23 protein-coding genes are annotated in these 22436 nt (G+C 64.4%); 13 read left to right on the forward strand and 10 right to left on the reverse strand.

All coding sequences use genetic code 11. From position 1 onward, the window contains the following. Positions 1 to 362 precede the first annotated feature (362 nt). The 4 genes from J7I89_RS07280 to J7I89_RS07295 all read left to right on the forward strand — a co-directional run bounded on the left by J7I89_RS07280 (position 363) and on the right by J7I89_RS07295 (position 5787). Positions 363 to 1751: a sugar transferase gene (locus J7I89_RS07280; RefSeq protein ID WP_374102005.1), complete on the forward strand. Its 1389-nt coding sequence runs from the start codon at positions 363 to 365 to the stop codon at positions 1749 to 1751. 64 nt (positions 1752 to 1815) lie between these two features. Then, on the forward strand, positions 1816 to 3129 hold the full coding sequence (locus J7I89_RS07285) for a UDP-glucose/GDP-mannose dehydrogenase family protein (protein ID WP_214968670.1): 1314 nt from the start codon (positions 1816 to 1818) through the stop codon (positions 3127 to 3129). A gap of 51 nt (positions 3130 to 3180) precedes the next feature. Further along, complete coding sequence (locus J7I89_RS07290; protein WP_251045037.1) at positions 3181 to 5019, forward strand: DUF4012 domain-containing protein; 1839 nt, start codon at positions 3181 to 3183, stop codon at positions 5017 to 5019. A gap of 168 nt (positions 5020 to 5187) precedes the next feature. Then, positions 5188 to 5787, forward strand: coding sequence for an LPXTG cell wall anchor domain-containing protein (locus tag J7I89_RS07295; protein WP_214968672.1), 600 nt, complete (start codon positions 5188 to 5190; stop codon positions 5785 to 5787). 164 nt (positions 5788 to 5951) lie between these two features. On the opposite strand, the gene galU is transcribed toward J7I89_RS07295, so the two are convergent. Next, positions 5952 to 6845, reverse strand: coding sequence for a UTP--glucose-1-phosphate uridylyltransferase GalU (galU, locus tag J7I89_RS07300; protein WP_214968673.1), 894 nt, complete (start codon positions 6843 to 6845; stop codon positions 5952 to 5954). On the opposite strand from galU, the gene J7I89_RS07305 reads away from it, so the two are divergent. After that, positions 6844 to 7404 (forward strand): VanZ family protein, encoded by a 561-nt coding sequence (locus J7I89_RS07305; RefSeq protein ID WP_214968675.1) that lies wholly within the window; start codon positions 6844 to 6846, stop codon positions 7402 to 7404. The genes galU and J7I89_RS07305 overlap by 2 nt on opposite strands. Positions 7405 to 7453: 49 nt before the next feature. Here J7I89_RS07305 and J7I89_RS07310 read toward each other — a convergent pair whose 3' ends face one another. The 6 genes from J7I89_RS07310 to paaA are packed head-to-tail and all read right to left on the reverse strand — an operon-like array spanning position 7454 to position 12313. Further along, positions 7454 to 8233, reverse strand: coding sequence for an enoyl-CoA hydratase/isomerase family protein (locus J7I89_RS07310; protein ID WP_214968677.1), 780 nt, complete (start codon positions 8231 to 8233; stop codon positions 7454 to 7456). 38 nt (positions 8234 to 8271) lie between these two features. Further along, positions 8272 to 9510 (reverse strand): 1,2-phenylacetyl-CoA epoxidase subunit PaaE, encoded by a 1239-nt coding sequence (paaE, locus tag J7I89_RS07315; protein ID WP_214968679.1) that lies wholly within the window; start codon positions 9508 to 9510, stop codon positions 8272 to 8274. A 10-nt stretch (positions 9511 to 9520) separates the two neighbouring features. Continuing rightward, on the reverse strand, positions 9521 to 10060 hold the full coding sequence (paaD, locus tag J7I89_RS07320; RefSeq protein ID WP_214968742.1) for a 1,2-phenylacetyl-CoA epoxidase subunit PaaD: 540 nt from the start codon (positions 10058 to 10060) through the stop codon (positions 9521 to 9523). Positions 10061 to 10071: 11 nt separating this feature from the next. Beyond that, a complete protein-coding gene (paaC, locus tag J7I89_RS07325; RefSeq protein WP_214968681.1) occupies positions 10072 to 10974 on the reverse strand; it encodes a 1,2-phenylacetyl-CoA epoxidase subunit PaaC in 903 nt (300 codons plus the stop codon). Beyond that, positions 10971 to 11285, reverse strand: a complete 315-nt coding sequence (gene paaB / locus J7I89_RS07330) for a 1,2-phenylacetyl-CoA epoxidase subunit PaaB (RefSeq protein ID WP_214968683.1) — start codon at positions 11283 to 11285, stop codon at positions 10971 to 10973. The genes paaC and paaB overlap by 4 nt, the downstream gene beginning before the upstream one ends. Then, positions 11282 to 12313 carry a 1,2-phenylacetyl-CoA epoxidase subunit PaaA gene (paaA, locus tag J7I89_RS07335; RefSeq protein ID WP_214968685.1) on the reverse strand — a complete coding sequence of 344 codons (1032 nt, stop codon included), beginning with the start codon at positions 12311 to 12313 and terminating at the stop codon, positions 11282 to 11284. Before paaA ends, paaB begins: the two co-directional genes overlap by 4 nt. A 200-nt stretch (positions 12314 to 12513) precedes the next feature. Between paaA and J7I89_RS07340 the strand changes: the two genes are divergently transcribed. From J7I89_RS07340 to J7I89_RS07365, 6 genes are all read left to right on the forward strand, one after another. Then, positions 12514 to 13197, forward strand: a complete 684-nt coding sequence (locus J7I89_RS07340; protein ID WP_214968687.1) for a hypothetical protein — start codon at positions 12514 to 12516, stop codon at positions 13195 to 13197. Between the two features lie 141 nt (positions 13198 to 13338). Next, positions 13339 to 13608, forward strand: a complete 270-nt coding sequence (locus tag J7I89_RS07345; RefSeq protein ID WP_214968688.1) for a hypothetical protein — start codon at positions 13339 to 13341, stop codon at positions 13606 to 13608. A 148-nt stretch (positions 13609 to 13756) separates the two neighbouring features. Continuing rightward, positions 13757 to 13933 (forward strand): hypothetical protein, encoded by a 177-nt coding sequence (locus tag J7I89_RS07350; RefSeq protein WP_214968690.1) that lies wholly within the window; start codon positions 13757 to 13759, stop codon positions 13931 to 13933. A 450-nt stretch (positions 13934 to 14383) separates the two neighbouring features. Continuing rightward, on the forward strand, positions 14384 to 14716 hold the full coding sequence (locus J7I89_RS07355; protein ID WP_251045038.1) for a hypothetical protein: 333 nt from the start codon (positions 14384 to 14386) through the stop codon (positions 14714 to 14716). Between the two features lie 72 nt (positions 14717 to 14788). Continuing rightward, a complete protein-coding gene (locus J7I89_RS07360; RefSeq protein WP_214968692.1) occupies positions 14789 to 15136 on the forward strand; it encodes a VOC family protein in 348 nt (115 codons plus the stop codon). Between the two features lie 462 nt (positions 15137 to 15598). Beyond that, positions 15599 to 15805, forward strand: a complete 207-nt coding sequence (locus J7I89_RS07365) for a hypothetical protein (RefSeq protein ID WP_214968693.1) — start codon at positions 15599 to 15601, stop codon at positions 15803 to 15805. Here the strand turns inward: J7I89_RS07365 and J7I89_RS07370 are convergent. Beyond that, positions 15798 to 16691 carry an SGNH/GDSL hydrolase family protein gene (locus J7I89_RS07370; protein ID WP_214968695.1) on the reverse strand — a complete coding sequence of 298 codons (894 nt, stop codon included), beginning with the start codon at positions 16689 to 16691 and terminating at the stop codon, positions 15798 to 15800. The genes J7I89_RS07365 and J7I89_RS07370 overlap by 8 nt on opposite strands. Positions 16692 to 16834: 143 nt before the next feature. After that, a complete protein-coding gene (locus J7I89_RS07375) occupies positions 16835 to 17248 on the reverse strand; it encodes an SRPBCC family protein (protein ID WP_214968697.1) in 414 nt (137 codons plus the stop codon). 521 nt (positions 17249 to 17769) lie between these two features. Here J7I89_RS07375 and J7I89_RS07380 point away from each other — a divergent pair. Next, positions 17770 to 20355, forward strand: a complete 2586-nt coding sequence (locus J7I89_RS07380; RefSeq protein WP_214968699.1) for a bifunctional lysylphosphatidylglycerol flippase/synthetase MprF — start codon at positions 17770 to 17772, stop codon at positions 20353 to 20355. A 30-nt stretch (positions 20356 to 20385) separates the two neighbouring features. On the opposite strand, the gene J7I89_RS07385 is transcribed toward J7I89_RS07380, so the two are convergent. Then, positions 20386 to 21495 carry an alkaline phosphatase family protein gene (locus tag J7I89_RS07385; protein WP_214968700.1) on the reverse strand — a complete coding sequence of 370 codons (1110 nt, stop codon included), beginning with the start codon at positions 21493 to 21495 and terminating at the stop codon, positions 20386 to 20388. 233 nt (positions 21496 to 21728) lie between these two features. On the opposite strand from J7I89_RS07385, the gene J7I89_RS07390 reads away from it, so the two are divergent. Beyond that, positions 21729 to 22376, forward strand: coding sequence for a low molecular weight phosphatase family protein (locus J7I89_RS07390; protein WP_214968702.1), 648 nt, complete (start codon positions 21729 to 21731; stop codon positions 22374 to 22376). Positions 22377 to 22436: the final 60 nt, after the last annotated feature.

Here is a 22436-nt window from a genome sequence, read left to right on the forward strand (position 1 = left end):
ACGTAATACTCTCAGGAATGTCCGCCCTTAGAAGGAGACCACTGCGCCTCGTGACGAGGGTCACCACCATCCGGCCGCCACCAGAGTGACTCGCAACATTTGTTGACGAAAATTGTCATAAATGCCTGTTTGGGGCCCTGTAAGTCATATCCCGCTGGCGCTTCTTAGACGGGCGACGTGCCGTATCTCGAGCTTGAGGCAGCCTTTCGGTCTCGTCCGGCTTCCGTGACCAAGTATTATTCAGACCGATGCAGGTCAGTCACGGACCGATGCTGGGTCATTCAGTACATGGGGGGTAGAAGGTGGAAACTTCGCGCGCACAAGAGCCGTGGAGGCGCAAGTACTCAACTCGGCTCAGGCTTATCGACGCCGGAGTTGTGGCCTGGGCCGTAGCTGGTGCTTACGGAGTTCGATTCGGATTCACCGACGTCACTACTACCGGATCACGAGACGTTGACTATTTGCTGCTATCTGCGGTTCTTGTGATGGCTTGGTGGCTGATGTTGGAATTTTGGGGTTCCAGGGACGCTCGCGTGCTCGGCTCCGGATCTGAGGAATACAAGCGGGTCATAGCCAGCTCAGCATGGCTTTTCGGCGTCGTTGCCGTCGTGTCGTATGCGCTGCGAATTGATACGGCCAGAGGATTCGTGGGGCTCGCTTTCCCGGCTGGCGCGCTTGGACTAATCGTTGCCCGTTGGCTCGTTCGTCAACACTTGAGCCTCGAACGGCGGCGCGGCAAGAGCAGTTCACGCGTGCTGATTATCGGCGGACCGTATTCTGCAGCGCATTTGGTTCGCTCCCTGCGCAGCGTTCCCGATGCGGGATACTTGCCGGTCGCCGCCCACCTGCCTGGGGCTATCCCAGAAGCTCGTAGTCTTTCTGGGATCACGGTTCCAGTAACTGGCGTTGACACCGACTTCGAAGCAATCTTGGGCGTGATTCTATCCACGGACGTTGATGCGGTTGCCGTGTCCGCCGGAGTCAATATGCACCCTCAGGATCTTCGACGACTGGGCTGGGAATTAGCGGCAAGAGACATCGGCATGATCTTGGCTCCGGCGCTTACGGACGTGGCGGGACCACGAATACACACGCAGCCTGTGGCTGGCCTTCCTCTGATCCACGTTTCCACGCCCAAACTTACCGGAGGCAAGAAGGTTGCCAAGAGGGCGTTTGATGTGGCCATTGCGGGGATGCTAGTGGCCCTCCTCTCCCCCGTCTTCCTTGTATTGGCGGTTCTTGTCCGCTTCACCGATCCTGGTCCTGTCTTCTACCGGCAGGAGAGGATTGGTCTGCGCGGTACGACTTTCAACATGCTCAAATTTCGATCAATGAAGGTCAACGCGGACGCCGAACTTGATGCCCTATTGGCGGCACAGGGATCGGGGGAGACCCCACTGTTCAAAATTGAGAATGATCCCCGAATAACAGCATTAGGCCGAGTTTTGCGCAAGTATTCCTTGGACGAACTTCCTCAACTACTGAACGTTATCGGCGGGAGTATGAGCCTTGTTGGCCCACGTCCTCAACGTGAGGGCGAGGTCGCCCTATACGACGACGCCGCCCACCGCCGGCTCTATGTCAGCCCTGGCATGAGCGGCCTCTGGCAAGTGAGCGGACGCTCAAATTTGAGCTGGGAAGAAAGCATCCGACTCGACCTCTACTATGTGGAGAACTGGTCGCTCATGGGCGACGTATTGATACTTTTCAAGACTTTCAAGGCAGTATTTGCAAGCACCGGTGCGGTCTGACCAGGATCCGCTTCAACGTCCGCGGCCAAATGCCGCAACATCCTGGTACGGAAAGGCAACAATTATGCGTATTTCAGTAATCGGCTGTGGTTATCTCGGAGCGGTTCATGCCGCATGCATGGCTAAGCTCGGGCACGACGTCGTCGGAATTGACGTGGATCAGCAAAAAATTGACGCACTGGCTGCAGCGAGGTCCCCCTTCTACGAGCCGGGACTCGATCTTTTACTTGAGGAAGTTCAAGCAACTGGTCGCTTGTCGTTCACAACGGATATGTCCGCCGCTGCCGGAAGCAGTGTGCATTTCATTTGCGTAGGAACACCACAAAAGAAGGGGGAGAATGGGGCCGATATGAGGTACGTGGACGCCGCCACCCAGGGCCTTCTTGAGCACCTTGCCCCCGGAGACGTCGTGGTGGGCAAATCAACTGTGCCAGTCGGCACCGCAGCCCGCTTGTCCGGTTATGTCCAAGACCATCAACCTGAGGCGCACTTGGTTTGGAACCCGGAGTTTCTCCGCGAGGGTCATGCCGTCGCTGACACGCTAAGTCCCGATCGCTTCGTTTATGGCGTTCAAGATGGCTCGGAAGAGCATCCTGCAGTAGCCATCTTGGACGAGGTCTATGCTGTGCCCTTGTCGGCTGGCACTCCCCGGCTGATCGCAGATCATCCCACTGCAGAACTGGTCAAGACCGCCGCAAACTCATTCTTGGCCACCAAGATTTCGTTCATCAATGCCATGGCTGAACTTTGCGAGGCTGCCGGCGCCGATGTGACTCGTTTGGCGGATGCCATCGGTCTGGATGACCGCATTGGCAGGAAATTTCTCAATGCAGGAATCGGGTTCGGGGGAGGGTGCCTCCCGAAGGACATCCGTGCCTTCATGGCCCGGGCCGGCGAGCTCGGAGCAGATCAAGCTCTTACGTTCCTCCGCGAGGTGGACGCCATCAATATGCGACGCCGAACTCGCGTCGTTGAACTGACGCGTGAATTGTGCGACGGGACCCTACTTGGCAAGCGCATCACAGTGCTTGGAGCCGCTTTCAAGCCGGAAAGCGACGATGTCCGAGACTCGCCCGCCCTCAGCATCGCCGCTCAACTGCAGCTGCAAGGTGCAGTGGTCACGGTGACGGATCCGAAGGCACTAGCCAACGCGGCCAAGAGGTTTCCGGAGCTACAGTACGAACCGGATACCACCAGGGCGCTTGCAAAAGCTGATGCGTTACTACTTCTCACTGAGTGGCAACAGTATCGTGACCTCGACCCCTACGAACTCGGTGCCATTGTCGCAGCACCTCGCATCCTCGATGGCCGCAACATCCTTGATCCCGCAAAATGGCGGGCAGCGGGCTGGAGCTATCGAGGCCTCGGACGTCCTTAGTCGATGACAGAAACTCTCGAGGCCTCAAGGTCCCGCGATGGAGGGAGCATCATGCGAATCCCCGATGGTGCCGCCGGCCTCCGCCGGCGTCGCCGCAGACGATTGATCATTGCGGCATCGGTTGCTGCAATGTTCGTCGTAACGTTGGTTTCGGCCGTTTGGCTCGGCGTCAAGGCCGAAACCATCAAGAGCGAGCTCGAGGCCGCAACACAGCTCATTCCGCAACTGAAGGAGGAGATATCCTCCGACCAACCAAATGCAGCAGCAGAGACAGTCCTAGTTCTACGCTCACACACGGCCGCCGCCCGCGAATCAGCGGGAGATCCTCTTTGGACTTTGGCGTCTGCCCTACCTGGACTCGGGGGAAATTTTGGGGCTGTGGCTGAGGTTGCCCGGTCGGCAGACGACGTTGCCAACCTGGGACTATCTCCGCTAGTAAAAGTGCTTGGTTCCCTAGAGTGGGACAGCTTGCTTCCGCGCAATTCAGGTAGGAGCTTGGAACCTCTGAGGAAAGCAGCCCCGAGCGTTTCATCCGCCGCCCATGCCGTCCGCGTCTCGGCAGAAAGACTTGAAAGCATAGAACTTGGTAGCCTGCTGCCACAAATTGCCGAACCTGTCCTCCGGGCAAAAGAACAGTTGAACGCCGTTACCGGCGCCCTTGATGATGCAGCCGACGCCTCCCAGCTCGCTCCGGTTATGTTGGGGGCCGACGGCCCTCGCAATTATTTGCTCATGATTCAGAACAACGCCGAAGCGCGCGCATCTGGCGGAATCCCAGGTGCGCTAGCGGTGCTGACTGTGGACAAGGGCAAGCTGACACTCGGTCCACAAAGCAGCGCCGGAAGCGTTGGGGTCATGTCACCAACGTTGACCGTAGACGCCGAACAGAGGCAGATCTACTCCACCCGCATCGGTAAGTACATGCAGGACGTAAATCTGACTCCTGACTTCCCAACCGCCGCCGCCACCGCCCAGGCGATGTGGGAAAGAAAGACAAAGCAACGGGTTGACGGGGTACTGTCCATAGATCCGGTTGCTCTCGGCTACATGTTGGAAGCAACAGGCCCGATCAAAATCAGCCAGCCAGAGCTAGTTGCCTTGGCCGGTGGCGGCTTGCCGACTGAACTGAACGGCAAAAACGTTGTGCCGACCCTGCTCTCCGACGTCTATGCCAAGATCGAGCAGCCCAAATTGCAAGATGCGTATTTCGCAGGAGTTGCGCAGGAAATCTTCAGCGCCCTATCCAGCGGTAAGGGCGATGCAAAGGACCTTGTCAAAGGTTTAGCTCGGGGAACATCCGAGGGACGCGTTCTCCTGTGGTCGAGCGCGCCCAATGAACAGGGAGTGCTTGCGAAATATCAGCTCAGTGGATCCGTTGCGGGCCCAAGCATCTCTCCCGCACAATTTGGCGTCTATTTCAACGATGGCACGGGCGCAAAGATGGATTACTACGTAAAGAGAACCGCTCAGCTGGTGACGGAATGCACCGATGACGGTTACGTACGGGTCAAAGTCCGCGTGACCAGCACGAACAACGCACCGGCGGACGCCGCCACTTCGCTGCCCTCGTATGTGACTGGCGGCGGCGTCTTCGGAGTACCTGAAGGCACGGTCCAGACAAACATCGTCGCTTACGGCCCCGTCCAGTCGAACGTCGAAACGGTGTACGTGGCCGGCAAGAAGTCAGCTTTCGCATCTCATAGGCACAGCGGCCGACCAGTCGGGTCAGTCACCGTTCGCCTCGGTCCTGGCCAAAGCAGCACCGTCGAATTTACTTTCGACAAGATAGTGCAGCACACCGAGCCTCAACTATCCGTGACACCAACCGTACAAGCGCTTAAGGACGTGGTTTTGGACACGGTTCCCGCGAAATGCGTGCCGGCTGCATAGCCAATGCATTAACAGTATGTAAAGTGTCTGGATTCACTTTGGAGTCACCCCTACTAGGGTGATAATCTCTTTTTGGGCAAGACAACGAGATTCACCCCACGGTCACATGGGGATGGGGAATCTCCACAATAATGTGACATCCGTGTTATAAGGTCTCAGGGGGACAAATTGAAGAAGTCTATTGCTGCGCTCGCGCTTGCAGGAACCATCGCACTCACCGGCACCGCTCCGGCCTTTGCCGCCAACTACCCGGCACCGCCGGCCAACGCCGCCGTTTCTGATGGCGTTGTTGGACCCGGCGAAGCCTTCACCTTCTCCGCCAGGGGGTTCTTTGCTGGCGAACCCCTGATCATCCGGGTAACGCCGGGCGCCGCTCCGGCGGCAACTGGCGCTAGCATCGCCGGCGGTGCAAGCCGCTCAGTACCCAGTAAGATCAGTGTTCTCCTGGCAGCACAGGAGATCAACGCAACCGCTGACGCTGCAGGTGCAGTCGCAATCCCGCTGACCATCAGCGAACCTGGCACCTACACGATAACTGCGACCGGCGTTAACTCCGGGTTCACCAGCGACCCGGTCACCGTCACGGTCGCAGGCGAAGCCGCAGCTGCCCTGCCCAACGCCGGTGGTAGCACCGGCGCCGGCCTCGCTAACACGGGTGCGGACTCCAGCCTCATCCTGTGGTCGCTGGTTGGTGGCGGCGCACTGGTAGCCGGTGCTGCCTCGGTGGTAGTAGTTCGCCGCCGTGCCAACGCTGAGGCCTCTGCCTAAGCACCAGCTTCAAAAGCATTACGAGAGGCGGTTGCTTCTCCGGACTTCCGGAGAAGCAACCGCCTCTTTGCTTGACCCCGTCCCGACGGGTCCGGGCTAACTAACAGACAAGAATGCCCGACGCGAGATTCGCGACGGGCATTCTTCGTTGGATTTTGTTGGATTTAGCCGTTGAATTCCTTCATCCAGGACTTCAGGTCCTCCCCGAATTCCGCGCGTTCGGTGGCCAGAGTGATCACGGCTTTCAGATAGCTGAGCTTGTCGCCAGTGTCGTAGCGGCGGCCGCGGAACACTACACCGTACACGCCGGATCCCTCCCCTTCGCCGGCCGCCAACGTCTGCAGAGCATCCGTCAGCTGGATCTCGCCGCCACGGCCAGGTTCGGTCTTCTCCAGAACGTCGAACACGGCCGGGTGTAGAACGTAGCGGCCAATGACGGCCAGATTCGATGGAGCCTCGTCAATTGACGGTTTCTCCACGAGGCTGTTGACGCGGACGTAGTCCTCCCCCGGTATGGCGGAGATGTCCGCGCAGCCGTAGGCGCTGATCTGGGACGGCTCCACTTCGATCAGGGCAATCACCGAACCTCCGGTCTTCGCCTGGACCTCCATCATCGTCGTGAGAAGCTCGTCACGCTCGTCGATAAGGTCATCGCCTAGCAGAACTGCAAAGGGCTCGTCCCCGACGTGCTGGCGGCCGCACAGGACGGCATGCCCCAGGCCCTTGGGCTCGCCCTGGCGTACGTAGTGGATGGGTCCCAGTCCGGAGGCGTGCTGGACGGCGTCCAGGCGCGCCTGGTCGCCCTTGAGTTCCAAGGTGCGCTCCAGGGCAGGCGCGCGGTCGAAGTGATCCTCCAGTGCCCGCTTGTTGCGGCCGGTGATCATCAGCACGTCGGTCAGGCCGGCGTTCACGGCTTCCTCGACTACGTACTGAATGGCCGGTGCGTCCACCACCGGCAGCATTTCCTTCGGCATCGCCTTGGTGGCAGGCAAGAAACGCGTGCCCAAACCGGCTGCCGGAATAACTGCCTTACGAACTTGATTCCCCAATGTATTCATGGACGAACTCTATAAATTGACTCGCAAAATGCGAAATTTCAAGCTCAAGATTTCGGTCCCGCAGGCTGGTGCGCGTAGCTTCGTATCTATGGGCAAATGGGGGCAATCGAACGCAGAAAGCGCGGCGCGCGTGCTGCTGGCTGTCTACCTCGTTGGGCTCGCCGTAGTGGCATTCTGGCCAACGCCGGTAGACCGGCCAGTCGCGGGCCGGCTCCAGACGGTGCTGTTTGCCCTGCACCAGGCCAGCCTCCCCCAACTGATCAACTACAACTTCGTGGAGTTCGCGTCCAACATCCTCATGTTTGCGCCGATCGGGGCCTTGGCAACACTGGCATTTCCAGCCTTCCACCGTGGACGGATTGTCCTCGCCGCGTTCCTAGTTTCCTGCGGGATGGAACTGGGGCAGCTGCTGTTTCTGCATGACCGGGTCCCGAGTGCCATGGATATTGTGGCGAATACGAGTGGGGCGATGCTGGGTATTTGGGTTTTGGGTGTGTTGGAGGACTGGTTGAGACGGGCTGATTTCGACAAGCTCAATCAGTGGGGGTCGAGAGGCTGATTTCGACCCGCGGTTTCGGAAGGCTGACTTCGACAAGCTCAACCAGCGACTACCCCTTGAACTGCGGTTCTCGCTTTTCTTGGAAGGCCCTGAAGCCCTCCGCGTAGTCTTCGCTCTTGCACAGCCTGGCCTGCTCGGCGTTCTCTTCCGTCATGGACGCCCACAGACCCAGGCGCTGGTCGCGGATGTGCGCCACTAGCTCCTTGCTGGCCTTGAACGCGCCCGTCGCGCCGGTGGCCACCTTGGCCACGATGGCGCGGGTGGAGTCGAGCAGTTCGTCCGCAGGCATGGCACGGCTGAACATGCCCTTCGCCACCGCCTCGGTGCCTGTCATCAGCTCCGCCGTGTAGATCAGGTCCAGCGTCCGGTGCATGCCCAGCCGCTCGGTGAAGTACCAGTGGCCGCCCGAATCCAGCGTCGCCCCCAGCTTGGCGAACGGCGACCCGAATTTCGCGTTCTCCGCCACGTACACCACGTCCGTGGCCAGCAGCAGCCCCAGGCCGACGCCCAGGCACGCACCTTGGGCGGCTGCGAACGTCGGTGCCGGGAAGGCACTCATCTTCTGCAGCAGCGGCTGAACCAGCCCGCCCAGGTACGCCTCGGCGTCGTCGTTTTCCGGCGTCACGCCGGCGATGTCCCGGCCCGCGCAGAAGGCGCGTCCCTCTCCCCTGAGCAGCAGCGCCCGCACCTCACCGCGCGAGGCGGCGGCAGCGGCGTCGTCGTACGCCTGTGTTAAATCCCTGAGGGCCTGCTCGTCGAGGGAGTTCAGCTTGTGCGGGGCGTTCAGGACGACTTCGGCGATGCCGTTGGCGATGGAGAGGGAGATCATTGGGCTCCTCGTGTTGAGACCGGATGTTCGGGAAAAACTTACACGTCGAAGTCGACCGTGACTTCTTTGCTCGTTGGGTGGGACTGGCAGGTCAGGACGTAGCCCTTGTCCAGTTCATCCTGCTCCAGCGCGTAGTTTTCGTCCATGGTCACGGTGCCGGCGACCACCTTGGCGCGGCACGTGCCGCACACTCCCCCGGCGCACGCGAACGGCACGTCCGGGCGGACGCGCAGCGCCGCGTTGAGGATGGACTCGCGGGCGTGCGTCGGGCTGGTGACGTCGCCCTGCAGGCCGTCCAGCTTGAACGTGATCTTGAACGTCTCCTTGGACTCGTCCTCGATGACGGGCCTGCCCGCGTTGCCCTCGGGGCGGTCCGGCTTGCCGGAGGTGAACAGCTCGAAGCGGACGTGCTCGGGCTTCACGCCGCGCTCGGCCAGGGTGTCCCGGCACAGCTGCACCAGCTCGAACGGCCCGCACAGGAACCACTCGTCAACGTCATCCGCGTGGATGGCGGTGCCCAGCAGCGCCCGGAGTTTCTCGGCGTCGATCCGTCCGCTCAGCAGCGGCGCGATCCGCTGCTCGCGGGACAGCACATGGTGCAGCGCCAGGCGCGACGGGTACCTGTCCTTCAGGTCCGCGAGCTCCTCCAGGAACATCACGTCCATGGCGGCCTTGTTGGCGTAGATCAGGTCGAACCGGGTGTCGGGGCTGGCGGCCAGCAGCGTGCGGGCGATCGCGATCACCGGCGTGATGCCCGAGCCCGCGGCAATCGCCACGAAGCTTCCCGGCTGCCCGGCGAGCTCGCCTGCCATTTCCTGGGGGCGGTTCATCGAGCTCATCACGTTCTGCTCCACGGCCTGGCCGTCCCGGCCGTGCTTGGACACGAACGCGCCCATGGGGCTCATGACGTCCAGCGTGTCCCCGGCCTTCAGCCCGGCGTTGGCCCACGTGGAGAACAGCCCGCCCAGGTCCTTCTTGATGGCCACCCGGATCTCGCTGCTGCCGTCCGCGAAGCTCCGCGGCTCGGCGCAGATGGAGTAGCTGCGGCGGATTTCCTTCGGCTCGCCGGTCTCATCCGGCAGCGTGGTGCGCAGGGCCACGTACTGGCCCGGCAGGTAGTCGAAATGCCCGGCGAGCTCGGCCGGCACCGCGAAGGTCACCTCAATGGCGTCCTCGGTGAGCCGGCGCACCTCCGCGACGGTGAGGCTGTGGAAGGACGGACGACGGCGGCCGGTGGCCTGCGCCGATTCGGCGGCAGTCTGGCGGACAACGGGCATGGGAGATTCCTTACAGGACTTTGAAGTAGTCGAACGGTTCCCTGCAGTCCTGGCACACGTACAGCGCCTTGCAGGAGGTGGAACCGAAGCGGGTGAGTTCCTTGGTGTTCAGCGACGAGCACTGCGGGCACTTCACGGCCAGGCCCAGCCGGACCGGCCCGGAGTGTCCCCCGGCCGCGGCCCTGCCGCTGGGCGGGGCGATGCCGTACTCCCGCAGCTTGGCCTTGCCGGCGTCCGTCATCCAGTCCGTGGTCCAGGCCGGGGCCAGCACCAGCTCCACATGGACGCTGGGGTAGCCCTCCTTCTGGAAGGCGGCCTTGAGGTCGTCGCGGATGGCGTCCATCGCGGGGCAGCCCGAGTACGTGGGCGTGATGGTGACCTGTAGGGCGGGCACCAGCCCGCCGTCGTCGAACAGCCGGACACTGCGGAGGATCCCCAGATCCTCGATGGTGAGCACGGGGATTTCCGGATCGCAGACCGTGGCGGCGATGGCCCAGGCCTTCTCCTCCGCGGTGGGTCCGGCTACGGTTTCGAAGTCCGATACGTACATGGCCACGGCGGTCACCAGCTTGCTCCGGGATGCTCCCGGGCCAGCACCTGCATCTCGGCGAGGATGTAGCCCAGGTGTTCGGAGTGCTTGCCGCGGCGTCCGCCGCCCGGCGCTGCCGGCGTCTGCGGCACCTCCAGCTCGGCTTCGGCCAGGACCTCGCCGGTGAGGCGGTCAAAGTCCGCCTTCAGGCTGGAAGGCTCGACGGCGGCACCGGCTTCAGCCAGGCGCGTGGCCAGCTCATCATCCGCGAAGAGCTCGGCGACGTACGGCCAGACCAGCTTCAGGCCATGGATCATTTTCTGGCGGGATTCCTCGGTGCCCTGCGCGAGACGCAGGATCCACTGGGCGCTGTGGTCGCGGTGGTAGTCCACTTCCTTCACGGCCTTGGCGGCGATGGCGGCGAGCGTGGCGTCGGTGGACTGGGTCAGCCGGCGGTAGAGCTCGAACTGGTAGTAGCTCACCACGAACTGCCGGGCGATGGTGACGGCGAAGTCGCCGTTGGGCTGCTCGAACAGGTGGGCGGAGCGGAACTCGTGCTCGCGGCGGAAGTAGGCGAGCTCGTCCTCGCTCTTCTCCCACGCTCCCCCGGCGTAGGTGAGGAAGGACCGGGCGTGGCCCAGCTGGTCCAGGGCGATGTTGCCCAGGGCCACGTCCTCCTCCAGCTCGGGGGCCCGGGAGATCCAGTGGCCCAGGCGCTGGGCCAGGATGAGGGCGTCGTCGCCGAGGCGCAGGGCGTACTCGGCCACGTCCTCGGAGGGCTTCACCAGGCCGGTGCGGACCTCGAGCGCGATGTCCTCCGGGCGGAGCGCGTTCCCCGGCGTGATGCGGGTGGCGCTGGCGGACGAGTCACCGCTGCCGGCGACGCCCACGGAGATGTCGCCGTGGCCTGTGGTCTCTGTCTGTTCCGGGGTCACAGGTGCTTCACTCCTTCGCTCTTGGTGTAGTACGTGGCGTGCCGGTAATCCTTGCCCTGCGGGGACTCGAAGAACGAGCCCTTCGCGTCCGGATCGCTGGCGGCGATGGCATCGGCCGGGACCACCCAGATGGACACGCCCTCGTTGCGGCGGGTGTACAGGTCACGGGCGTTGCGCAGGGCCATGGCGGCATCCGGCGCGTGCAGGCTGCCCGCGTGGACGTGCGACAGCCCGCGACTGGACCGGACGAAGACCTCCCAGAGCGGCCAGACGCTGGTTGAACTTGTCGAAACCTCATCGTTGGGGTTCATGCTGCGTATTCCTTTTCTGCGTGCTTGCGTGCCTGTTTTGCCAGCTGTTTTTCCGCGTAAGCGGCCGCTGCTACGCGAACCCAGGCGCCGTCGTCGTGCGCTTCGCGGCGGCGCTCAAGCCGCTGGGCGTTGCAGGGGCCGCGGCCGGCGAGGACTTCCTTGAACTCTTCCCAGTCCAGCGGGCCGTGCTCCCACTTCTTGGTTTCCTCGTTGAAGCGGACTTCGCTGTCCGGGAGGGTGAGGCCGAGGACCCTGACCTGCTCCACCATCATGCCGACGAAGCGGCTGCGCAGTTCGTCGTTGCTGAAGCGCTTGATGTTCCAGGCCATGGACTGCTTGGAGTTGGGCGAATCGTCGTCCGGCGGGCCGAACATCATCAGGGCCGGGGCGTACCAGCGGTTCACTGCGTCCTGGGCCATCTGCTTCTGCGCGGGCGTTCCGTTGGAGAGTTCCAGCAGGATCTCGAAGCCCTGGCGCTGGTGGAAGGATTCTTCCTTGCAGATGCGGACCATGGCCCGGCCGTAGGGGCCGAAGGACGCGCGGCAGAGCGGCACCTGGTTGCAGATGGCGGCGCCGTCAACCAGCCAGCCGATCGCACCCATGTCCGCCCAGGTCAGTGCCGGGTAGTTGAAGATCGAGGAGTAGCGGGCCTTGCCGGCGATGAGGTCGTCCATCATCTTGTCGCGGCTCTGGCCCAGCGTCTCGGCGGCCGAATAGAGGTAGAGCCCGTGGCCGGCCTCGTCCTGGACCTTGGCCATGAGGATGGCCTTGCGCTTCAGGCTCGGCGCGCGGGAGATCCAGTTGGCCTCCGGCTGCATGCCGATGATCTCCGAGTGCGCGTGCTGCGAGATCTGGCGCAGGAGGGTCTTGCGGTACGCGGCAGGCATCCAGTCCTTCGGCTCGATCCGGGAGTCGTCCGACATGACGCGGTCAAAGTACGCCTGCCCCTCCGCCTCGAGCTGTGCCGCCCGCTCCTGATCCTCCGGGGACAGTGCCTCAGGCACTGGCTGCAGATTCTGCGATGCCATGGTTGCTCCTATGCATTCACGTGCGAACTGGGAATTTATTTACCGACCGTTCGTTCAGGATATGCGGAAGCCGCGAGGGGCGTCAAGCACGGCGGCTACTTCCGGGCGTCGCTGCAACGCTTTGCTTTTGGCGGCGCATAAGCTTTTCCACGGCATAGTTCCGAACGAACGGGACCGCCGCTCAAGCATTGGGGGAAGCCATGAATGGACTGACAGCCACCGGGAAACTGTCAGGGGCGGAGCGCGTGACTCTGACGGCCCTGCTCTGGGCGTCCCTTGCCGGACTTCTGATTTCGGTTGTCCTCGCTGGGTTCCAGGTCTTCGGCATCTGGCAGGGCGACACCGAGCTGTCTGTCTCGGTTGCGAACAGCTACTTCCCGGAGCTGGCCGAAGGCAATCCCCGGGTCCTGGCCGGCTCATATGACCGGGCCTGGCTAACGGTGAACGGCATGCCCCTGCCTGCCAGCCTGCTGCTGACCGCGGCGGCAGTGTTGCGCAGCCTTGTGATGGTGTCCATCTGTGTTGCGATGATCCTCGTCTGCCGCCGCATTCTGCAGTACAAACCGTTCGCCAAGTCGAGCCAGATTGCGTTGGTAGTGGTTGGGTCCATATTTGTAGCGGCGGCAGCGCTTCCGGGCATGTTCGAGTCGATGGCCACCATGATTTCCGCAGAATCCCTGGGCCTTCCGGGGCCGGACCAGATCGACTCCCGCGAGGTAGTGGACCTTCCGTTCGCGACCGTCGACTTCCCGCTGATCGCGTTGGGCCTGTTGTTCGGCGTGATCGCAACTGCGCTTCAGATGGGCGCACGAATGCAACTGGACGGGGCGCTGCGGGAGGGTATGCCGCCCCAAGTTCCCCCAAACGACGGCCTCCGGCCGTAACGCTGCACCTGATATCGGCGCCCTTCTGTGGACGGCAAGTTCTTGTCTGGTTCTTGGCGCCCTTGGCCTCTGCCTGGTGCTAGCGTGACAGCACGCAGTACCTGTCCTGCCATGCGGTAACCGTCCTGCAAGGAGCAACCGGTGATCATGATCGGCGGCCTTCCGGCCCACATTCTTCTCGTCCACGCCGTGGTGGTCTTCGGGCCGCTGGCCGGGCTGGGCGCCGTCGTCTACGGCCTTGCCGCCAGGACCCGGAACTATCTGGCGTGGCCGCTGGGCGTGCTTGCGCTGATCCTCGCTCCCCTGTCCCTGATCACGGCCCAGGTGGGCGAGCAGCTGCAGGCCACCCGGGGCGCCACCGACATGATCCAGGCACACGCCTGGCGTGGCCGCTGGGCGTGCTTGCGCTGATCCTCGCTCCCCTGTCCCTGATCACGGCCCAGGTGGGCGAGCAGCTGCAGGCCACCCGGGGCGCCACCGACATGATCCAGGCACACGCCCGGCAGGGTGACATCTTCAAATACACCGCGGTGGTTTTCCTTGTTGTGGTGGCGTTGATTTGCTCGCAGCCACCTACGCGCCGCTGGCCCAGCGGGTGCGCGCGCTGGCTGGCCTCCAGGAATCCCGACCGATCAGGATCGCCCTCCTGACCGCGGGCGTGCTGGCCGGGCTTTTCCTGATCTACCAGAGCATCATCACCGGGCACTCCGGCTCGTCCTCGGTTTGGGGCGGTTAGGGCGAGTCTCCTTATTGGCGTAGCTAGATGTCGACTGCCTTGCTTGCATCACACTCTCGTCCACCTGCATGGGCTCTGAGGCTGCTTGGTGGTGATTCAGTTGACGCCAACGACAAGCCGCAAAGCGCAGACGCCACGGCAAGCCATCTGGTACCACTCCACCTTGTCCCGCCACTTCATATCCAACCGTGGCCTGCCGGGAGCCCTTGGACCGTCGCACTAACTAGGCTGTGGGGAGGGTTCGGCGCCGGATCCGGCTCCGTGGTGTTCACGGTTGGGCGAACCCAAACAGGAGTGGCGGTTCTGGTGGCCGAATCGTCCGTTATGCGGACGTTCTTGGCGTCGTCGTGCACCGAACACCCCGCAGAAACGGCGTCGAAGGAGTTCATCTCATGAGCCCACCGCACCGGCCACCATTGACATCCAGCGTGGCGGGGTCTATTGGTTGGCATGTCCAACACAATCCAGACCATCCAAGGAGCAGATATGGACGCCGCGCCCTACGGAATCGTGCACTTCTTCCCAGGAGGCACCAAGGACCAGTACGAGGCCTCACTTGCCGCTGTTCACCCAGGCGAGGGGCGCCTACCCGACGGTCAGATCTTCCATGCTGCAGGCTCTTCTGCCGGTGGTTGGACGGTCATGGCTGTCCATGAGTCGAAGGAGAGTTGGGAGAAATTCCGTGACGGCATCCTCCTTCCCCGGATGCAGCAGGGCATCGAGGGCGGATTCGCATCGCCTCCGGAAGAGACCGTCATCGATCTGTACAAGGTCATGCCCTAACGACTGGGGGACGCTGCCGAGGGGTCCGGAGGGCGGTCATGCGATTGTGGTCGATATGGATAGGAGCCGGCGATGGCCGCCGTAGTGAACTACTTCGAAGTCGGCTCGCCAGACCCGGATGCCGCACGGAGCTTCTACGGCTCACTATTCGACTGGACCTTTGGTGAGCCCTCGCCGGCCGGTTACCGGATGGTCAACGGCGACAAGGGCGGCCTGTGGGACACCACATCGCTGGGCGGAAACGCCTGGGCGATCTTCTACGTGCAGGTCGACGACGTGAAGGCCGCTATCGCCCAAGCCGAGTCGCTCGGTGCGAGCGTCGCCGTACCGTTCGTTGACAACGGCGCCATCGAGTTCGCGCACCTCGTTGACCCGCAGGGCAACCGGCTCGGTGTGTGGCGGCCGAAACAGTCGGTCTAAGCCGACGGGGGCGCCGGTCCCGCCGATCAAGTCTCGGGGCCGGAGCCGGCAACCCCTCGTCTCATGAAAGTCGTCACCTTCGATACGTGCATCGCCGCTCACGTCATCTGCCTCGTAGGGCTAATCGCCGTCGTTCCCTATGCAGTCGCCGTCTGGCTACCCCAATAAGGAGACACGCCCACGGGCCCGCGTCGAACAACGCGGCGCAACCGCGCGCAGACCCTCCCGGGTCCCTAGACTCATCAGATGCCTTTCGACGAGAAGCCTGACGCCCGGGCCGAACACCGCTGGCCCGCCGTCAAACGAGGTGGCGCTGCTGATCATCCTGCTGACCTCGTCCGGAAGCAGGACGGGTAGCTGGACCGCGGCGGCCCGGTCTCCCGCCGGCACGCCGACCGCAAAGACCTCCCGGCCGCCGACTTCCGCTTTCCGCAGGACGAGGACCACGACGCCGTCAAGGAGGTGGCCACGAGGTCTTCCCTGAAGACGGGCTGGGTGGCGTCCGTCGTGGACTATCTGTACTTCTCGGCGTCCAACTCCATGGCGTTCAGCCCCACGGATACCATGCCGCCGTCCCCGCGGGACACAATTTTGCTGGTGATCGAGGCCGCGGGCGGCTTTGTGCTGCTGGCCCTCGTGTGCGCCCACGCAGTGGCCCTCATCATCTGAGGCCCTTGGCGACGCCCGCTTCGGCCTGCCCGCCTGTTCCGATGAACGTCCCCGGCGGCATTCCGGCGCCGAAGACGGGCCCCGCCAAAGGACGCTTCGCCCTCAGCTCCGCCGCCGTCTGGTGCCGGATGCGCCGCACCACCCACGGGAGCAGGTAGTTCCGCGCCCAGACGAGGTCGCTGGCCCTGGCGGTCCGCCAGCTGCTCTCCGGCAGGTCCTTGGGATGCAGCGGCTGCAGGGTGTGGGGGACGTTGAGGGTGTCCAGCACCATCATTGCGATGGTGTGATAGCCCAGCGGGGAAAAATGCAGCCGGTCCGGATCCCACATCCGCGGGTCGGTGAGCTGGCGCAGGGCCCACAGGTCCGCGATCAGGGCGTCATGCCGGGACGCGATGGTCCTGATGTTCTCGTTGAAGATGGCCAACTTGGCGCGGTTGCGGCCCAGCACGGGAGTGGATCCCCAGTCCGGCCCGGTGAATAGGACAATCGTTGCCCCCGATAGCCCCAGAAGCTGCACGCCGGCGTCTAGCTCCACGGCCAGGCGGTCCGGGTCCGTGCCGCGGAAGACAAGATCGTTGCCTCCCGCCGAAAGGGTGATGAGGTCCGGCTTCAGGGCCAGCGCCGGCCCGGCCTGCTGGTCCAGGATCTCTTCCAGTAGCAGTCCCCGGATGGCCAGGTTGGCGTACGCGAAGTCCTCATGGCCGATGCTTAGTTCTTCCGCTACGCGGTCCGCCCATCCGCGCAGGCCGCCCGGGCTGCGGGGCTCCGGATCGCCCACGCCTTCGGTGAATGAATCCCCCACTGCCACGTAGCGGCTCCAGGGGTGGGGGGCCGCTGTGCGTTCCGCAGCGGAGCCTCGGGGTTCAAAGTGGCCGACGTTGTGCATCGCCTCGTCCTTCCCAAGCCGCCCCGGTGCGGTACGCCGGGGGCGCTACTGACAAAACGCTCCAGAGGCGTCCGGAATTCCGCAAAAGCCCGTTAAATCTGGAGAATCTTCGTCCGAACTTTGCCCGCGCGGTCCAAGAGGCCCTAGAGCCGGTCGAGCAGCTCGGCGCGCTTCTTGACTGACTTGACGAAGTCGGCCAAGGGCCGGTCGCTGAGGTGCAGGGTGTGTCCGCCGAGCCGGTGGAGAAGCCCACTGTGCTCGTCCTTCACGTGAAAGCGGGTCTTGCCTTCTGCAGGTGCGAGCGTGAAGGTCCGGATGGTTTTTGAAAGCCCCAGAGGCAGGCTTGCGGTCCAGGTCATGACACGGCCGGGCACTTGCTGGACCCTCACGCGGACGCTTCTGCGCCCCGTGCCCGTGGTGTGGAATCGGACCCGTCCGCCGTTGCGCAGCTCGCCGTCGACAGCGGTAATGCCTGATTCCCAGACGGTCAGGTCGCCCGTGTCCGTGAGGACAGCCCAGACCGTCGAGGTGCGCGCGTTGATCAGGGCGGAATGCATGCGGGAAATGGTAGGGCCAGGGTGACGGCGAAATCCCTGCCCTGGCCGAAGTTCACTCAATGTTCGCTTGGGTAAACGTCAGGCGGCAGTCGGTCCGGGATCCCGGTCCGGCGGGGACGGTAAAACCCGGAGCGGGCACCGCAGGACGCGCAGCTGATCGAGATCCAGCAGTTGGCGCGTGCCTGTCCGTGAATCACGAATCCAGAACATATCCAGTTCCGGGACCACTGCCAGCACGCGGCCCCGGTACAGGGGCCGGTCTCCGCGCCACGCTTCAATTCGGTCCCCCGGAGAAAGCTCTGCGCAGGAACGGATATGCCTTCCTAGACCGTCCATGACGGCTCCTTTCCCTGCCTACTGGCACCAGTGTGGGCTGCGTTAGTTGCATCGGCATGACGCCCTGATGACGTCTTCGTGAATGCCGGTAACTAATGAACTCCTGTTCAGGTGGAGGCTGCCGAGTGCGCGTGTGTGGGAGAATCTAAGGCGGCCAGCTCCGTCCGCCCGCGAAAGGAGTCCCGATGCCGCTGCCGCAACCGGGGCTCCCTCTTCCCCTCGACGCCCGGACGGTTCGCGGCTGGTCCGGAATACTGCGCGGCGCCCCCGCCACGCTTTGGTTCGTCGCCATCTTCTGGACCGCCGGCGCCCTGTCCTCCAGCCTCCTGTCCGGCCCGCCCGAAGGATTGCGGCCACACGTGGCGGCCACCGTGCATTCCCTGTCCGGGCACTGGTGGGCGGTGCTGCTGTCCGGGTTCTGGGAGCGCGACCTGACCGGGTATGTGCTGGGCACCGCCCTGGTGCTTCTCGTCGGTCTACCCTTGGAGCGGAAGCTGGGAAGCCTGCGCTTCACCGCAGCGGCCGTGGGCGCACACGTTCTGGGCGTCGGCTCCACGCTCGGGTTCCTGGCAGTGGCCGGAACGCTGATGGGCAGCTGGACCCGGGACCTGAGCGGGCATTACTTCATGGGGCCCAGCGCGCTGGTCTGCGGGGCTGCCATGGCCGCCACCGCCGCCACCCCCACCCTGTGGCGGCGACGCATCCGCGTGGTCATCGTTGCCGTGCTGATGCTGTTCGCCCTATACGCGGGCGGCTTCGAGGACCTGGTCAGGCTCGGGGCCGCTGGAGCTGGGGCACTCCTGGGCCCGGTCCTGCTGGGACGGCGGCCGCGGTTCGGCCGCCCCGCCGTTTCCCGGCACGAGGGCCGCGTCCTGGTGGCGCTGCTCGTGGTGGTGGCGGCGGTGGGCCCGGTGGTGGCGGGCCTGGCGCCGCACGCGGTGGGTCCGCTGTCCGTTCTGCGGTACTTGTTCACCAATATCCAGCCCGTAGATCCGCAGGCCCTCCAGGAGTTTTGCTCCCACCCGGCGGAGGCCAAGGACTGTGCGGCGGCCCAGCTGCAGCAGCGGGCCGGCGCCGGCGGGCTCTTCATGGCCATCCTTCCGTCGTTTCTGCTGCTCCTGCTCGCGGACGGCCTTCGCCGCGGCCGCCGGTTCGCGTGGGCTGCGGCGTTGCTGATGCAGGTGGCGCTGTCCGTGCTGGCCGCCGTCACTATCGCCGGCGTCCTGCAGCCCGCTGTTCCGGACAGCGTTCCCGACTCCGCGGCCCGGGAGGGAGTCGGCGGGATCGAGCTGTCCGGCTATTCCCACCCGCTCAGCCTGGTGCTGCCGATGCTCCTTCCGGTTTTTCTGACGGCGGTCCTGTTGCTGGGACGGACGCTGTTCCCCGTTCCTGCCCCGCGCGGGACCTACCGGCGGCTGGCCAGGCGCGTGGTGGTTGCCTGGGTTGTTCTTGGCGTTGCGTATGTGGGCGCCGGGCTGGCCCTGTCCAGCGGCTTCACGCCCGCTCCGGGGCTGCCCGAACTGATCGCCGACGTGCCGGACAGGTTCCTTCCGCTGGGCTTCCTGGTTGACCTGTCCCCCGCGTTCTTTCCCGAAAGCACCGCAGCCGTGCTGCTGTACGAGGGCATCGGCGTCGTCTTCTGGGCCGTCACCGGCATCCTGCTGCTCCGGACCTTCCTGCGGCCGGCCCATGGCCGGCACAGTGCCGACGAGGACCGTGCCAGGGCCATCCTCAAGGCGCACGAGGGCAGCTCGCTGTCCTGGATGACAACCTGGGCCGGGAACAGCTACTGGTTCTCCGCCTCCGGGGAGAGCTTTGTCGCGTACAGGGTCATCGCCGGCATTGCGCTGGCACTCGGCGTCCCGGTGGGGCCGCGATCAGACAGGGAGTCCTCCTTCACGGAGTTCGCCGACTACTGCCGGCTCAACGGATGGACGCCCTGTTTCTACTTCGTGCCGCAGGACCTCCGCAGCCACGCCGCCTCGCTGGGCTGGGGATCGGTGCTGGTGGCCCACGAGACCGTCCTGCCCCTGCACTCACTGTCATTCCGGGGCAAGAAATTCCAGGATATCCGCACCGCGCTGAACAACGCGGCCAAGGCAGGCATCCGCGCGCAGTGGACCACCTACGCGGCCGCGCCCCGCTCCGTGCAGGCCCAGATCCAGGCCCTGTCCGAGGAATGGGTCGCGGACAAGAAGGTGCCCGAGATGGGCTTCACCCTGGGCAGCCTGGACGAGCTGGACGACCCCGAGGTCCGCTGCCTGCTCGCCGTGGACAGACACCATACGGTCCACGCGGTGGCGTCCTGGCTGCCCGTCTACCGCAACGGCCGCATCGTCGGCTGGACCCTGGACTTCATGCGGCGGCGCAGCAACGGCTTCCGCGCCAGCATCGACTTCCTCATAGCTTCCGCGGCGCTGAGCCTCAAGGACGAAGGCTGTGAGTTCATCAGCCTCTCCGGGGCACCGCTTGCCCGCCCGCCCCGGGATTCGCTGGCCGCCCACTCCGTGCCGGACTACGACGGCGGCCTTGACCGGCTGCTCGACCGGCTGGGGGCCACGCTGGAACCCGTCTACGGCTTCCGGTCGCTGCTGGCCTTCAAGGCCAAGTTCAAGCCGGACTACACGCCCATGTACCTGCTCTTCCCGGATGCTGCCGCGCTGCCAGCCATCGCCAATGCCATCACCCGGGCCTATCTCCCCACCGTCAAGCTGGGCCAGGGCCTCACTCTGGCGCGCGGCCTCTTCTCCCGGCCGCGCGCGGACAGGTGAACCGGCCAACCAGTCACCTGTGGCGCTGCGTCAGGAGCCGGCGTTGTAGACGTCCGGCCCGAAGCGGTTGAGATCCGGGGCAGCAGCGTAGCCCAGGTAGGGCAGGTTGAAGGCGTCCTCGATGCTGGCCAGCAGGCTGTAATGGTTGTAGGCCCGATCAGAGGCTGAACCGGCCTTGACCAGCGGTGACAGCACGAGCGCCCCGACCAGGCCGCCGCCGGCGCCGCCCGGCAAGGAGGACTCGGCGCTTTCCTTCCCCTCAGCCTCGTCGAACGTGATGACCAGGAGCCCGTCCTGCCGGAAGGCGGCGGAGGACAGGATCTCCGGGACGTGCTGCCGGAGCCATTCGTCAGCGGAGGCAAGGCCGCCCTGGCGCCCGTCAGCGCAGGGGCTGTCGTGGCCGTCGTTGCAGAGGTTGGGGCTGATGTAGGAGAGGTTCGGCGTCGTGGCGGCCGACTTGAGGTCGGCGTCGAGGTTGCTGAAGTCCACCACGTTGCTCTGGCACTCGGATGAGGCCGTGATCGCGGTGAAGTAGACGAACGGGTTGTGACGGGTGGCGTATTGTCCGTCCGGGCCCGCGTTCTGGTTCGGGTCCCTGGCGCCCGGCTCCGGATGGCGGCACGGCGTCCCCATGTCCTCCATGTAGCCCTTCCACGTCTTCCCGGAGGCGCTGAGCTGGCCTGCCAGCGTGGCCACGGAGTCGGGATAGACGCAGCCGCTGCCCTGCAGCTGGCCCAGGGGTGCCGTGCCCGTGGCGCTAAAAGGCGCGTACGTAGGGCAGTCGTGGCTGGTGGCGGGGTTGGGCCCCTGACCGGACAGCTGGGCGATGTAGTTGGTCAGCGATGAGTGGCCGATCGCGTAGTACTGCGTCAGGAGCTCGCCCTGGGGACGCAGCGTCCGGGACAGGTATGGGGCTTCAGACTGTTCGCCCCAGACGTCCCGGTACGACTTGTTCTCCAGATTGATCACGAAGACATGCCCCGGTTTTGCCGCCCCGGACGGGGAAGGAGACGGGCCCGGGCCGGGGCCCGGCTGGCAGGCGGCGAGCGCCGCCACCAGCGCAACGCATGCCAGGAGGATTGACGCGCGGCGCAGGTTCCCGCTTCTTCCGTTCCGTAGCCGGCTGTTGCCAGCGGTCATGGCATCGTGCCTCCTAAGGCAAAGCCGGGGCGCCCATCCATCCAAGGGTTCCATCGTGCCACCGTGTCCCCCGAATCCAGATGAAGGGAACCTGAGAGTTAGGTGGGAAGGGCATTTCCTTAATAGGGGTTGCCGAACTGCAGGCGATTCCCCCGGAGTCCGCGGGGGTCCGCGTGTTAAGTTGAAATATGCGGACAGACCTGTCCGCCTTTGCCGCCGGAAAGAGCCAACACGTGGAATCGCCTTCGCCAGTCCGAATACTGACCGTCTGCACGGGGAACATCTGCCGCTCCCCCGTGGCGGAACGGCTGCTGCAGGCAGGGCTGGACCAGGTGCTGCCCGGCGGCTTCGAGGTCCGCAGCGCCGGAACCCGGGCCATGGTGGGCGATCCTGTCCAGCCGCTGTCCGCGGGCATCATCCGCACGTTCGGCGGCACCGCGGACGGTTTCGCGGCGCGCCAGCTCACCGGCAAGATCCTGCGCAAGGTGGACCTGGTCCTCACCATGACCTCCGCACACCGCGGCGAGGTGCTCCAGCTGGACGCCTCGCTCCTGAAGCGGACCTTCACCATCCGCGAGTTCGCCCGGATGCTGGATGTGCTCGAGGAGCGGGAAGGCCATGCAGGCGAGGGCCAAGGAACCGAGCCTGGCCAGGCGGGCCTCCTGAACGGCGAAAAGCTCGCCGCCAACACGAAGCTGTGGCGCAAGCTCCCGGCCCGGGCCGCCTCCGTGAGGCACCTTGCCCTTGCACCGGAAGCCGCGGACAACGACGTCGTTGACCCGTACCGCCGCAGCCCCGAGTACTACCACCAGATGGAAGACGAACTGGCCCCGTCCATCATCTCCATCCTGCGCTTCGCCCGGCTGAACGCCCCCTCCTGACACGGGCCCGCGACAGTACCAAGGCAGCGTGTACGCCGCCTAAGCCTGTACCTCAGAGAA

The sequence above is a fragment of the Arthrobacter sp. ISL-5 genome (assembly GCF_018613835.1).
Lineage (GTDB): Bacteria > Actinomycetota > Actinomycetes > Actinomycetales > Micrococcaceae > Arthrobacter.